Raw genomic sequence first — 14794 nt, forward strand, 5'->3', positions numbered from 1 at the left:
GCAAGAATTTTTTTAGAGTGTAATAAACGTGCCTTGACAGCTTAGTGCTGTCAAGAACACATTTTGGTGTTGAGCCAAAAAAACTAGAGAATAATTCTCTAGTTAAAAATATTTTAAAAATGTATTTTCTTTCTTCTCATTCCTACATTTAAGACAAGACCTACAGACAAAATAGTTGTCAAAAGTGAACTTCCTCCATAACTTACAAGTGGTAATGTAATACCTGTAATAGGAAGAAGACCTATTGTCATTCCTATATTTTGAATAATTGCAAATAAGAAATATGATACTATTCCAACGCATATAACAGAACCAAATATATCTTTAGATGTTCTTGCTATTAGTATCATTCTATATATCATTATCCCATATAATAATAGTAAAAACATTGCTCCTACAAATCCCCACTGTTCAGATATTGCAGCAAATATAAAGTCTGTATGAACTTCTGGAACATTCTGTGCGGCATATCCCATAGCAATGTCACTAGTAATAGATGGTCTACTTCCAAATAATCCACCAGAACCAATTCCTATAAGAGACTGAAGTAAATGGTAACCATTTCCTGTTTCATCTGCTGTAGGATCTAAAAAACCTATAAATCTATTTTTTTGATACTGTTCAATAAGTCCTGAATTCCATACTACTATAATTCCAAGAACTAAAGAGGCTAATCCTCCTCCAATAATCTTTATATCTAATCCAGCAACATAAAATATCCCTAATACAATAAAGAAACAAACCATTGTCATTCCCATATCAGGTTGAGAAATTATAAATAAAACTGGTACTGCACAATAAAAAACTAAGATGAAGAAGTTTTTTACATCGTTTATCTTTCCATCCATTTCATCAAGTTTTTTTGCAAGCATAAGTATAATAGCTATCTTTGCAATTTCAGATGTCTGCAAAGATACTGGTCCAAACTTTATCCATCCTCTAGCTCCATTTACAACAGAACCAAAAAATGTTGTTCCAATAAGAAGCAATACAGATCCCCAATAAAACAATGGTACATAATTCATTATTACTGAATAATCTATAGCAAGGAAAAAATATAATATAATCAATGATATTATAAGCCACATAAATTGCTTTGGCCCACAGCCTGCATTTATTCCGCCCTTAGTACATAAATATATATTAAAGGTACCATATAATACTATTAAGATCATTGAAAATAATATTGGTTTATCTATATCTTTTAAAATTCTTACATCTAATTTAAATTGCCTAAACAATATTCTACCTCCAATATGGTGTATTTTTCACTAATCTTTTCTTACTAATTATACACTATTATTAATCTATTCTCTATATAGATAGCACTTTATAAGATAATCATAATAATTTTGTAATAATTAAAAACATCTTAGGATTTGTGTTCCTAAGATGTTTTAGTACTACTTATAACTTTGCTTATCTTCCTCTTATACTTTTAATTGGAATATTTGCAACAAGAGAAGATGAATTTTCTCCATCATCATTAGCTCTACTTACAGATATCTCAACATTATCTGCTTGGATATCAATATACTTAGATATAACATCTAATATTTCTGACCTTATTTTCTCAATTGTATCCGGAGCAATTTCGCCTCTATCATGAATAAGTATTAATTTTAATCTATCCCTAGCTACTTCTTTTGGTGTAGGTTTACTATTTATATTCCTAAAGAACCCCATTTAAAATTTCCCCCTTTAGCCACGTTTAAACAGCTTCATTAAGGAACTAAGAAACCCTGAATTTTCTGCTGTATGTAAATCCATAAACGGAACTTGCTCGCCAGTTATTCTTTTAGCTATGTTTTTAAATGCTTGTCCGGCCCTAGCTGTATCATCTAAAACAATTGGCTCACCTTTATTAGTTGAAACTGTGATACTTTTATCATCAGGAACAACACCTAAAAGTTCTATTGAAAGTGTTTCTATTATATCTGAAACATCAAGCATATCTCCATTTTTAGTCATTTCATAGTTTAATCTGTTTATAATTACTGAATGGTCTTCTAATCCTTTAGCATCAAGCTTTCCTATTACTCTATCTGCATCTCTTACTGAAGTTATTTCTGGATTTACTACTACTATTGCCCTATCAGCACCTATAACAGCATTTTCAAATCCTTGTTCAATTCCTGCAGGTGAATCAATTAAAACGTAATCAAATTCTTCCTTTAACTCATTTACTATCTTAAGCATTTCCTGAGGGCTTATATCATCTTTATCTTTAGTCTGCGCTGTTGGCAACAAGCATAAATTTTGAAATCTCTTATCTTTTATAAGACCTTGCTTTAATCTGCATCTTCCTTCTATTACGTCTATAATTGTATAAACAATTCTGTTTTCTAGTCCTAATAATACATCTAAATTTCTTAATCCTGTATCTCCATCAATAACAACTACTTTTTTTCCTAGTGAAGCTAAAGCAGTTCCTATATTAGCAGTAGTTGTAGTTTTTCCAACTCCACCTTTTCCTGAAGTAATTACTATAGATACTCCCATTTAAAAATCCCTCCGACTTTCTAATATATATATTTATTCGGTAAATATGGTTCAACTATTATTGCTCCATCTTTAATCTTTGCAAGCTCTGGATATTTAGGCTTTTCTATATCATCTGGCGACATAGCTATGATATTTGATATTTTTAATATTTCAGGCTGCAGTAAAAAAGCAGCTATAAAAGCTTTGGAATTTCCATCGATACCTGCACTTACTTTTCCTTTTATGCGTCCTAACACAACTACATTTCCTGCAGCGTAAACTTCCGCACCACTATTTATATCTCCAATTATAACTATATTCCCTTGGTATTTCACGCATTGTCCACTTCGTACAGTTTTTCTAATAAATTTAGTTTTTCCTTCGTGCACACCTGAAAATACCCTAGTAGCTTTTTGAGTATTTTTAATAACATCCTTATCTAAATCTTCAAATACTACATCTTTAAGTTCAATCTTATCTAATAAAAGTTCTTTAAGTGTATTTACTTTTTTATCATTAAGTAATTTTAAATCAATTTTTAAAATTAATGTAGTTCCTCTATAGAAATGTTTTCCTTTAGAAAGCTTTTTAATAAGCAGTGAAAGCATACTTTCAAAGCAATCGAATTTTTCCATGTCTATAGTCGTATTTATACCATCTCTATTTCCTTTTATTAAAATCCCATCATTATTATACATTTATTACCCCCAACTACTTTGCAGGTCTAAAAATACTTCATTAAATTTTCTGAAAACATTAACCTCTCTAAATTATATCATTATCCACCGTATTTTTGTATATGTGTTTAAATTATTTTATCTTATTTTCAAAAATAACAATTTATTTCTTTTTATTTTATGATACATATTATATTATAACATATTTTGCGCTATAATATGTTATTTATTTACAATATAACTTCAACATAGTCACATATGTCAATACTATCCTCACTAACATAACAATTTACTGCAAGAACTTGAACACCTTTTTTATGTGCTATTCTAAGAGCATCACCAAATGCTTTATGTATATCATCATTTGGTGTAAAATACAATACATCTTTCATTTGAATCACAAAGATTATATATGCCTTATATCCATCATCAATACATTCACATAATTCATTGATATGTTTTACACCTCTTTCAGTAGGTGCATCTGGAAACCTTACCACACCATTTTCCTCTAATGTTACCCCTTTAACTTCAATGAATGCTTTTTCATTTTCTGTCTCAACATAAAAATCGAATCTTGAATTTTTATATTTCTTTTCTGGTTTTATAAGTTTTACATTTTCAAATATATTTCCTTTAAGAATCCACTCATGTACTACCTTATTTGTAACCTGTGAATCCATATTTATATTTTTATCATCTTTTAAAACACCAATAAGTGAATATTTAGTCTTTCTATTTGGATTATCACTCTCCTGTACATATACCGTTGTTGACCCTGGTATTAATAATTCTTTGCATCTACCTGTGTTTTTAACATGGCACACTTCATTAATTCCATCTATCTCAACATTTGCAATAAACCTATTTGGTCTTGATATAAATGTTCCTTTTGTAATTTTATCGTATTTCATTTTTTATCCTTTCTCTGAATCATTTTCTACTTATCATTAGAATACTATAAAATTTTATCCCTTATTTTTTATTAAATAAGGGACATCTAAATTTACAAATAAATTCTATATTTATTCTCTTTATATAACATTATATTTCTTTAAAATATCCAATGATACACGTTTTGCTTTTTCTCCATTAATATTATTTCTACCTTCAATATTTGTAGCAAAGTAATAATGATTATTTTCATTCTCTACAACACCCACAAACCATCCATTAACCCCTTTATCATTTTCACTTCCGGATCCAGTCTTTCCATATAAAGTTGTACCACTTTCTTCCATGAGTTTAATAGAATCCTTAACAAAGTCTATATCTTCTTTTTTTAGATCAACATCATATTCCCAAATACTTTTTAGAAACTGAACTTGCTCTATAGCTGAAATTTTTAATGAAGATTGGTTCCAGTATTCCCTATCTATCTTCCAAGCTTTTTGGTTTCCATAATTAAACAAATTCATATATCCATATATTTTTCCTCTATTTATACTACTATCTATTTTGTCAAAGTACCAATTAACCGAATACTTCATTGCACTTTCTAAAGTTTGATCTTTATTCCACTCTGTAAAATGATAATTTTGGCCATCCCATTTAATAACATTATCATCCTTACTTATTATTCCATTATCCAATCCAATCAATGAAAGTGCAATTTTATATGTTGAGCAAGGTGAAACTCTTCTTTCACTTCCTTCCTTGTTAAATATTGTATACTCATTTTTTACTTTATTAAATAATACAAACGTCCCCTTATCACCATTAAATTCTTGTGATAAATCTACATACTCAACATTAGAATTAATATTTTTAAATTTCCCCTCTCCCAAAGGATTACTTATACTGAAAAAAGTAGTTGTTATTAATAAAGTAACTATAAATAACAAAAATCCAAAAAACTTATATCTCATACTTTCTTTAGAAAACATTGCTATATTTTTAATTCTATTTTTCACATTTTTCTTTGTTCCATTAATACTTAGCACAATAGCATTATGTCTTTTTAATGAAATTACTTCTAGTACCTTAATGATAGTTCTACCATATCCCTGTACTTTCTCATCATTTAAAACACTCAAAACCTTCTCATCACATGACAATTCCATATCATTAATCAATGTCGCTCTAGCTATCCAAATTAAAGGATTAAACCAATATATACAGCAAAATATTATTGTAATAAACTTAACAATAATATCTTTTCTTTTTAAATGAACCATCTCATGTAAAAGTATATATTTTATCTCTTGATCATTAAATATCTTACACAAATCTTTAGAAATAATTATGTAGGGTTTTAACGGTCCAACAACAAAAGCACAACAAATATTTTTTACCACTATAGTATTCACATTCTTGTTTGTCATTTTCAAATCTTTTTTACATGTTTCTATTATTACTTTTAGCCGATAATCGGGTTCATCTCCTCTGTTAATTATTCTATTTTTAAACCTAAAATTATTAACAATAATAGATCCAAGAATTATTCCACAAATTAATAACCAAAATATAATAATTACATATATATTCGAATCATTTACAGATATTGAATAATCCTTAGCATTATCTATTAATTGTATTGAATTATATACAGTGTCTATTTTATTCATAGCTGTATTAGATTTTATAACTAAGCTTTTTGAAAACAAATTTAATAAATTGAATTTACATCCATCTAAATTAAAAGTAAATGGTATAATTAACTTAATAATTAATATAGACCACAAAAAATATTTATGCTTAGCACTCATCCATTTACTAAATAATTTTCTAATTGATAGTAAGCAAATAATAACTAATGTTAATGATATATTTGCATAAAACATATACAGTAAAAAATTATAAGCTTTCATTAAAATATCCTTTACTTATTATTACTTTCTAATATTTTTTTTAAATCATCTATATCTTCATTACTTAAGGCTTGGTCTTCTATAAAATTAGCTATCATATTTTTAAAAGCGCCATTATAAACCTTATTTAAAAATGATTTATTTTCTTTTTTTATGGATTTATCTTCACTTATTAACGGATAATATTTATATTCTCGGCCTTCCTTTGCAAAATGTATAACTTTCTTATTTAAAAGTCTATTTAATAAAGTTTTTACTGTTTTTGGTTTCCACTCAACAGAATCATCTAGTATATCAATAACATCATTAGCAGTTATATATGGATTACTCCATATTACTTTCATAACTTTCCATTCTGTTTCAGAAATTTTAGGCACATCCTCCATGTCTATTCTCCTTTTATTTAAGATTATCTATAATAAATTATAATTCATACTTATAAAAAATAACAGACTCTGATTTTACCAATTCTCTCTTAAACATATTAATACAATAATTTTTATCCATATAAAAATCCATTTGATGAAATACCGCCTATCAAATGGATTAATAATTTTTTATATCTTTCTCTAATTGTATTTTAAACTCTATTTTTCGCTATTCATAAAATAATCAAATACTACCTTAGAAGCTTCAGCAATTGTTTCATCATCATATTTAGCATCTTCCTCATTTTTATTTGATAATATAGCTAAAAATATAGGTTTACCATTTGGAGGAGTTACTATTGCAATATCATTCCTTGTTCCATAATCTCCAGCTCCACTCTTATCAGCAACTATCCATTCATTAGGTGCGCCTGCACGAATTAGATTATCACCTGTTGAATTTCCAGACATCCAATCAATAAAAATTGCTTTCTTATCATCTGTCAATATATTTCCACTTATATATTCCTTTAAATCAAGCGCTAATTGTCTTGGAGTACTAGTATCTCTAATTTCTCCTGGTATAGCAGAATTCAATTCAGGTTCTATACGTTCAGGTTCTGTAACATTATCACCTAATTTATTTAATGATTCTTTGAAACCACTTGGTCCACCTATAAGATTGAATAAAAGATTTGCAGCTGTATTATCACTTAAACGGACTGCCGCTTCACAAAGTTCTTCAATTGTCATACCTTTATTAAGATTATCTTTTGTAACCGGAGCATAAGACAATAAATCTTTTTCCTCATATTGAATAACTTCTTTAAGCTTATCTACTGGATATTTTTCCAAAATAGAACCAGCTAGTAATGCCTTAGAAGTAGAACAATAGGCAAATCTTTCATCAGCATTATATGTAATTTCTTTGTTTTTTTCTGTATCATAAGCATATACACCTAATTTTACACCATAATCACTTTCAATTTTTGAAAATTCCGAATTATATTTTAAATCAGTTTCTAATTTTTCTGAATCGCTATTTTCAAACACCTTATTTTCTATAATTCCACATCCAATAAGTGAAACTATAGACGTTAATATAATTATATATGTCGTTAACTTACTTAACTTTGAATTTAATATTTTTTTCATTAAAATTCTCCTTTTATTTCTTAATATATTTACCAAGTAACTTTTTAATATAACACCTTAAATTTTTATTTATAATTAATTGTTATTATTCTCCCCCTTTATTTTATATTCTTATTAGCATGCTTTTATATATTACACATGTAATATATAGATGTCAAATTTATATATTGGCTTATATGTAAATATTTATTAATATATTGTTTAATCTATGTTGTATAATACTACTATTTTTAACATACTTTTTACTTAATAAATAAAAACCCAAACTTTTATTAGTTTGGGTTTTACAAAAATTATATTATTAAACATGGCTTAAAACTTATATTCTATCTACTAATTACTATATAAATTGCGATTAAGCTTTTTAAGTTACTTTGACCTTTATAATGTGAATGCCAGTATACATTCAATATGGAATTGTGCGGAATTAAAAATCATTAGTGCAACCTCTATAGTTAAACAAAAAATATTTTCTCTATTTTAAATAATTATACTTTTATTTAAAATAGAGAAAATTTATCATATTATAAATCATATCTTAATTAATCCATATTATCACTACCACTATTTTCACTTCCTGTTATGGAATTATTTTCACCAATATTAGGATTATTATTATTGATAGTATTTTCAGTACTATTCTCTTTGTTCTTTGTAAATGGATTGCCTAAAACGTATTTTCTAAAACTTTCAGATTTTGATGCATAATCTGGATCCATCTCTAATAATCTATCCTTAAAATAAGCTTCATATACAGCTCTTACTGCTCCTGCTATAGATCCTCCATGACCTCCGTCAAATACTACAGCTACTACCGCAATTTCAGGATCATCAACTGGCGCAAAACTTACATAAGTTGCATATGGAGATCTTCCATATTCCTTTTGGTCGTCACGGAAATCCGCTGTACCAGTCTTACCTGCTGTTGTTATTGGGAAGCCTAAGAATTTAGCTCTTGCTGTACCACCTTCTTCATTATTAACTCTTGACATACCATCTTTAACTACTGCCAAAACCTGTGGATCTAAATCTACAGTATTAATCACTTCTGGCTCATACTGCTGAACAACATTTCCATCATTATCAGTGATTTTATCCACTAAATGAAGCTTATATCTTGTTCCACCATTAGCAATTGTCGAAACATATGATGCAAGTTGAAGTGGAGTATAGTTATTTATACCCTGACCTATAGATGCATAAATAAGCTGAGCTGGCGATGTTATTTCTACAGGTTTATCGTTAAGAGTAAATCTTGTAATAACTTGAGCAATTGTACTTGCTTGACTGTCTAAGTTTACAGTCTTCTTATTCTTGCTTTCATATTCAGATACTCTTGCTTTATAAACATCTGAATTATCCATTATATTTAAAACATCTTTTTTTATTTCCTTAGTAAATTCATTTTCATTAACACTTCCCCACTCACTGGTTCCTACTTTATTGAGTACATCTTTAACTTTGTCTTTTATTGCTTTTTTAGAATCCCTAACATCATCATTGTCTTCATCTGATACTCTAAAATCAAAAGGTACAAATGTATATCCCATACCCTTATAATCCCCAGATTCTAAATAATCAACCAATTCAAACATAGCATAACTTATCATCAGATTCTTATTTGAAGTAAAATTATAAGTCTGGCCAAAATTTTCTTGAAGTTCTATTCCCGTAGCTGGATTAGCATTACTATTAGGATCAGGGTCAACCCCAAGTCCAAACTGCCATGCATATTTAGCTAATGAATCTAAAGCCTCCGTTTTTGACTTTCCTTCATTTAAAGCCTGCATATACAATCTATATCCAGTTTCATAGAAGTAGAAGTTGCAAGATACTTCTAAAGCCTTAGCTACATCGATAGCTCCATGTCCAGAACCATAGTTAGTATATTGTAAACACTTAGGTCCAAATCCCTTTCCAAAAGTTTCAGGGTGAATGTTAAAGACACCTGTATCATTTATTGTTTCAGTTGGTGTAATTACACCTGATTCAAGTCCTGCAATTGCAGTCAAAGATTTAAATGTTGAACCTGGAGGTATTAAAGATTGTGTAACATAATTGTAAAATGGCTTTGGATATAAATCATATTTATCTTCTCTATTACCCTTGCTATTTTTAGGGAATAAATCATCTATAGTTTTATTTAGATTCATTCTTTGAATTAACTCGTTCCCAAATGATTCTAAATCCGGATTGAAATACTGCCTATTTTCTTCAGGAGTCAATGTTCCTGGTACTGCAAATAAGTTAGGATTATAGTTTGGATAACTTACCATTGATAAGATCCTTCCAGTTTTAACTTCAACAGCTACTAAAGCTCCTCTAGTAGCATTTTTAAATCTGTATCCATCTGTATCTGTACCATTCTGCTGAATTTCATTTATACCATCTTTTAATGACTCTTCAGCTGCATACTGAATATTACTGTCAATTGTAAGATGTACATTATTTCCCGGGTAAGATTCAAGTTCGAATAGCTTTTCTGTAACTCTACCTGATGAATTAACTTTAACAGTTGTTCCACCTTTGACTCCTTTAAGTTGTTCTTCAAACGCTGATTCAATTCCGGTTATTCCAATTAAGTCTGTAGATGCATCATAACCTCTTAATGTATACTTATCTTTTTGAGAACTGCTTATAGAAGATACATAACCCAAAACTGAAGATGCTAAATTATTAAATGGATAATACCTTATAGGTACTGAAGAAACATCTATGCCTGGTAAATCAGTAAGTTTCTGCTTAATTATAAGTACAGTATCCTTCTTTATATTACTTGCTAATGTGACTGTCTTTTTACCTTGTAATCCTTGAATTTTCAATGTATCTTTTACAAGCATAAATTGTCTTATATCATTAATTGAATATCCTGCATTTAAAATCTGATTAGTTATTTCTTCTCCAGTCATATTTTTATATGCTACTTTCTTTTCCTTGGTAGCATTAGAGGAAGTATATTCCTTATCTATAAGCTCTATTAAATTATAATTTTTAACTAACTTATAGAATGTTTCTTCTGGAGTAATTTTTAATAATTCTTCATTGATTTTTTCTGTTTGTTCATCACTTAAATCAGATGTCTGCTCTACGTTTGGAAATAATTTAGTCTGTATTTCCGAATCAAATCCTCTATCCTTCTTAAATCTTAATTCTTCATATCTCTGTGAATCAGAACCACTACTTGAGAATTCAAAATAAGGATTATTGTTTTCATCCAGTTTCAAAAGCATTGTATCTTGAATGCTTTCACCACTTTCATCCAATATATTAAACAGTTCACCCATCGTTTGATAAAACTTTTTGTTAGCTTCATCTGTTTCTGTATAAGTAATTGAATATGTTCTTTTATTTGTAGCTAATGTAACACCATTTGAATCATAAATTTCTCCTCTTGGCGCGCTTTCAGATACAAAACGAGTTGAAGTCGTGTTTGCTTTTTCCTTATATTCATCATGATTAAAAATTTGAATAAATAATAACCTCAATGTTATACTTCCCAAAATTATTCCCATAATAATGCACAAAACAGTATATCGTGAGATTTTCTTTTTCTTAACTGGCTTATTTACGATCATCTAAACCTCCATCTTTGCTTTGTATATTCATCATCATAAATATTTATCACATACTTGTATGCAAAGAACATTACTACTGCATTATATACAGCCATAATAATAGCTTTTGCTAAATCAACTTTAATATTTAGGAAATAGAATATAACAAATACTCCTATATACTTAAGTATTGTAGCTAAAAACATAAAAATTACAGGAACAGTTCTCTTTTCCTTAATCATGCTTTCACCGACTTTTGAAGCTAAAAAGCATAATAATACATTAGTTAAACAGTTTATGCCAAATCCATTAAAGAAAAAAATATCCTGTAATATACCACTTGTAACCCCCATAAATATGCTTTTTTCTTTAGTATTCACCAAAGAATATGCAATTGCAAATGTAAACAGCAAACTAGGGCAAGCCCCTTTTATTGAAAAAAAAGGCACAAGAGAATTGTCTAACATAGTTAATCCTATAGATACTAAAATAATAATTAACTTTTCCATCATACATACCTCTAATCATATTTAATTTCTCTTGTATCTTTTGGTGATATAATAAACAGTTCTTCTAGTTTGTTAAAATCAACATACGGTTTAACTACTGCACTCTTCATTACTTTTACTTTATCTTCATGAACTGATACGACTTCACCAATTCTGATTTCCTTTGGATAAATCATACCTACTCCAGAAGTAAGGATAACATCTCCTTCTTCTACTGAAGAATCCAATGGTAATTCTAAAACTTGAGTAAGATTCTTGTCTTGTTTGTCTTTATATCCTGTAAGGTAGCCAGTATCCCTTGTACTTTGTACCATAATACTAACGCCAATATTTTCATTGGTTATTGGTTGAATAATAGACCAATTAGATCCTGTACTAGTAACCTGACCAACTAATCCCTGTGCAGCTATAACAGCCATACCTTTGCTTATACCATCATTTTCGCCCTTATTAACTATATATCCATCTGAAAAGCTTCCACCACTATATCCGATAATATCACATGCTATGTAGTTATAATTATCTCTTTCTTCTTTGAAATCAAGAATTTGTCTGAATCTCTCATTTTCCTCTTCCAAATCTGAATATGATGCTAGTTTATCTTTTAGCTGTTCATTTTCTTTTACTAATTCTTTATTCTGTTGTTTTACTTCTGAGAAATTTAAAAAGAAATCTAACGTCTCTTTTACTTGATTTGTTGCTTTATATAGAATAGTTTGAATTGGACTTAGAGCTGTTCCGGCACCACTTTCTATAATGCTCTTATTGTCCCTTTTAGCTGTATATCCTATTAAGCCTAAAAATGCAACTGACAGTACTATAATAGTAACTGCCAGTTTATTTTTAAGAAGTTTCATTTACTTTTAACCTCTTTGATCTCTGCTTATCTTATCAAAATCTTCTAGTGCCTTTCCAGCTCCAAGTACCACACAGTCAAGAGGTGCTTCTGCAATATGCACTGGCATATTAGTTTCTTTATTAATTAATACATCTAATCCTCTCAAATAAGCTCCTCCTCCTGCAAGCATTATTCCTTTTTCCATTATATCAGCTGCAAGTTCTGGTGGTGTTTTTTCTAATGTAGTCTTAATTGATTCTATGATAGCATAAACAGGTTCTTTTAAGGCTTCTCTTACTTGTGATTCTGAAATTTCAACAATTTTAGGAAGTCCTGTTATCATATCTCTTCCCTTGATTTCCATTATCATTTCTTCTTCATTTTCATCTTTGTAAGCTGATCCAATTTCCATTTTAACTTGTTCAGCAGTTCTTTCACCAATCATTAGGTTGAATTCTTTTTTAATGTAAGAAATAATAGACTGATCAAGTTCATCTCCAGCTATTCTTAATGATTTACTAGTAACTATTCCACCTAATGATATAATAGCTACTTCTGTAGTACCGCCTCCGATATCTACTATCATACTTCCTGTTGGTTCGCTTACTGGAAGTCCTGCACCAATAGCAGCCGCCATAGGTTCTTCCATTAAGATTACATCTCTAGCTCCTGAACTTCTAGTTGCTTCTTCTATAGCTCTTTTTTCTACTTCTGTTACTCCAGATGGATAACAAACTATTATCCTTGGGCTCTTAAATCCACTCTTGCTTGTAGCTTTTTCGATTAAGTTTTTCATCATTGTTTGTGCTGTATCGAAATCTGCTATAACTCCATCTTTTAATGGTCTTATAGCAACTATGTTTCCTGGTGTTCTACCAATCATAAGTTTTGCTTCAGATCCTACTGCAAGTGTTTTTTTAGTCATGCTATTTATAGCAACAACTGAAGGTTCTCTTAACACGATTCCCTTTCCTTTAACAAACACTAACGTATTTGCAGTTCCTAAATCTATTCCCATGTCTTTTCCTGATCCAAAAAATCCCATTTCGTTTTTTCCCCTTCCGATTTTTATATTAGTCTTTCTTCTTTAAAACTAACATATTTATTATTTCCTATTATAATATGATCCAATAACTGAATGCCTATAATGTTTCCACATTCTTTTATCCTTAATGTAATATTTATATCTTCCTTACTTGGTACAGGGTCCCCTGATGGATGATTATGACATATGATTATTGATGCACTATTTTTATTTATTGCTGCTTTAAAGATTTCTCTTGGATGAACAATTGAATTGTTCAAAGACCCTACAAAAACATCCTTAACTCCAACAATACAGTTCTTAGTATTTAGCAATATTACTTTTAATATTTCTTGATTTAAACAGCTCATTTCATCTTCTAAATATTCTATTAAATCTATAGGTGATGAAATTTTTTTATTCATTTTCCCTGAACGTAGTGTTTTAAATCTCTTGAACAATTCAGCTAATGCCAAAATTTGTGAAGCCTTTCCAGCTTTTATTCCCTTTATACTTGTAATATCACTAAAATTTGCATCTAATATTCCATCTAAACCATCAAGTTCTTTCAATACTCTTCTGCTAAGGTCAATTACATTTTCAGCTCTTGTTCCAGTCCTTAATATAACTGCTAACAACTCTGAGTTATTTAAAGTTTCAGCCCCGTATGAGAGTAGCTTTTCCTTTGGTCTTTCATTTTCTGGTATATCCATAATTCTAAGGTTACCTTTCATTAACGAAAATCCTCCAATTATTAAGATACCCATCCCCCTCTTTAATTATCTAATTTCTTCAATTATGGTTTTTAGTTTATTTAATGGAAGGCCAACTACGTTGTAATAACATCCATTAATTTTTTCAACAAATACTCCACCTTTTCCTTGAATACCATAAGCTCCTGCTTTATCTAGTGGTTCACCAGTTTCTATGTATTTTTTAATCTCATCATCACTTATTTTAGAAAAAGTCACTTCTGTCGATACACTTTCTTGTCTAATAGTATCTTTTTTAGTATTGATAACAGTAATTCCTGTATACACTATATGACTTCTTCCTTGAAGAGATTTTAACATTTGAAAAGCTTCATTTTTATCTTTAGGCTTTCCAAGTATCTTATCATTAAAAGTTACAACAGTATCAGCAGATATTATTATAGCATCATCAATGATTCTTTCTTTAACTTCTAATGCTTTTCCTTTTGAAATTTTTTTGACATAGTCAGTAACATCACTATTAAATGCCACAGTAGTTTCATCAAAATCACTTACCATGATATCAAATTTTTCAAAAATTCTGCTTAACAACTCTTGTCTTCTTTCAGAAGCAGAGGCTAATATTATTTTCATATATCCACATCCTAAATCAAGAATCCAAT

Annotated in this window: 14 protein-coding genes; all 14 read right to left on the reverse strand. The window is 29.1% G+C overall.

Annotated elements, in window-relative coordinates; translation table 11 throughout:
• Positions 1 to 113: 113 nt before the first annotated feature.
• The 14 genes from rodA to HF850_RS11995 all read right to left on the reverse strand — a co-directional run bounded on the left by rodA (position 114) and on the right by HF850_RS11995 (position 14765).
• Positions 114 to 1241 carry a rod shape-determining protein RodA gene (gene rodA, locus HF850_RS11930; protein WP_169105671.1) on the reverse strand — a complete coding sequence of 376 codons (1128 nt, stop codon included), beginning with the start codon at positions 1239 to 1241 and terminating at the stop codon, positions 114 to 116.
• A gap of 178 nt (positions 1242 to 1419) precedes the next feature.
• Complete coding sequence (gene minE, locus HF850_RS11935; RefSeq protein ID WP_169105672.1) at positions 1420 to 1686, reverse strand: cell division topological specificity factor MinE; 267 nt, start codon at positions 1684 to 1686, stop codon at positions 1420 to 1422.
• 15 nt (positions 1687 to 1701) lie between these two features.
• On the reverse strand, positions 1702 to 2502 hold the full coding sequence (gene minD, locus HF850_RS11940; RefSeq protein WP_169105673.1) for a septum site-determining protein MinD: 801 nt from the start codon (positions 2500 to 2502) through the stop codon (positions 1702 to 1704).
• A gap of 20 nt (positions 2503 to 2522) precedes the next feature.
• The gene (minC, locus tag HF850_RS11945) at positions 2523 to 3182 is read right to left on the reverse strand and encodes a septum site-determining protein MinC (RefSeq protein ID WP_169105674.1); all 660 of its coding nucleotides are present in this window, start codon (positions 3180 to 3182) and stop codon (positions 2523 to 2525) included.
• Positions 3183 to 3391: 209 nt separating this feature from the next.
• A complete protein-coding gene (gene sfsA / locus HF850_RS11950) occupies positions 3392 to 4075 on the reverse strand; it encodes a DNA/RNA nuclease SfsA (protein WP_169105675.1) in 684 nt (227 codons plus the stop codon).
• A gap of 120 nt (positions 4076 to 4195) precedes the next feature.
• Positions 4196 to 5971 (reverse strand): BlaR1 family beta-lactam sensor/signal transducer, encoded by a 1776-nt coding sequence (locus HF850_RS11955; RefSeq protein ID WP_002582228.1) that lies wholly within the window; start codon positions 5969 to 5971, stop codon positions 4196 to 4198.
• Positions 5972 to 5982: 11 nt separating this feature from the next.
• On the reverse strand, positions 5983 to 6357 hold the full coding sequence (locus HF850_RS11960; protein WP_002582229.1) for a BlaI/MecI/CopY family transcriptional regulator: 375 nt from the start codon (positions 6355 to 6357) through the stop codon (positions 5983 to 5985).
• Between the two features lie 201 nt (positions 6358 to 6558).
• Positions 6559 to 7494, reverse strand: a complete 936-nt coding sequence (gene bla, locus HF850_RS11965) for a class A beta-lactamase (RefSeq protein WP_169105676.1) — start codon at positions 7492 to 7494, stop codon at positions 6559 to 6561.
• A 542-nt stretch (positions 7495 to 8036) separates the two neighbouring features.
• Positions 8037 to 11069: a penicillin-binding transpeptidase domain-containing protein gene (locus HF850_RS11970; protein WP_169105677.1), complete on the reverse strand. Its 3033-nt coding sequence runs from the start codon at positions 11067 to 11069 to the stop codon at positions 8037 to 8039.
• Entirely contained in the window at positions 11066 to 11557 is a 492-nt protein-coding gene (gene mreD / locus HF850_RS11975; RefSeq protein WP_169105678.1) for a rod shape-determining protein MreD, read from the reverse strand. Before mreD ends, HF850_RS11970 begins: the two co-directional genes overlap by 4 nt.
• Before the next feature lie 11 nt (positions 11558 to 11568).
• The gene (mreC, locus tag HF850_RS11980) at positions 11569 to 12414 is read right to left on the reverse strand and encodes a rod shape-determining protein MreC (protein WP_169105679.1); all 846 of its coding nucleotides are present in this window, start codon (positions 12412 to 12414) and stop codon (positions 11569 to 11571) included.
• A gap of 6 nt (positions 12415 to 12420) precedes the next feature.
• Positions 12421 to 13440, reverse strand: a complete 1020-nt coding sequence (locus tag HF850_RS11985; RefSeq protein WP_169105680.1) for a rod shape-determining protein — start codon at positions 13438 to 13440, stop codon at positions 12421 to 12423.
• A gap of 23 nt (positions 13441 to 13463) precedes the next feature.
• Entirely contained in the window at positions 13464 to 14153 is a 690-nt protein-coding gene (radC, locus tag HF850_RS11990) for a DNA repair protein RadC (RefSeq protein WP_169105681.1), read from the reverse strand.
• Positions 14154 to 14198: 45 nt separating this feature from the next.
• Positions 14199 to 14765, reverse strand: coding sequence for a Maf-like protein (locus HF850_RS11995; protein WP_169105682.1), 567 nt, complete (start codon positions 14763 to 14765; stop codon positions 14199 to 14201).
• Positions 14766 to 14794: the final 29 nt, after the last annotated feature.

This window comes from Clostridium sp. SM-530-WT-3G, from assembly GCF_012843905.1.
Taxonomy (GTDB): Bacteria; Bacillota; Clostridia; order Clostridiales; family Clostridiaceae; genus Clostridium.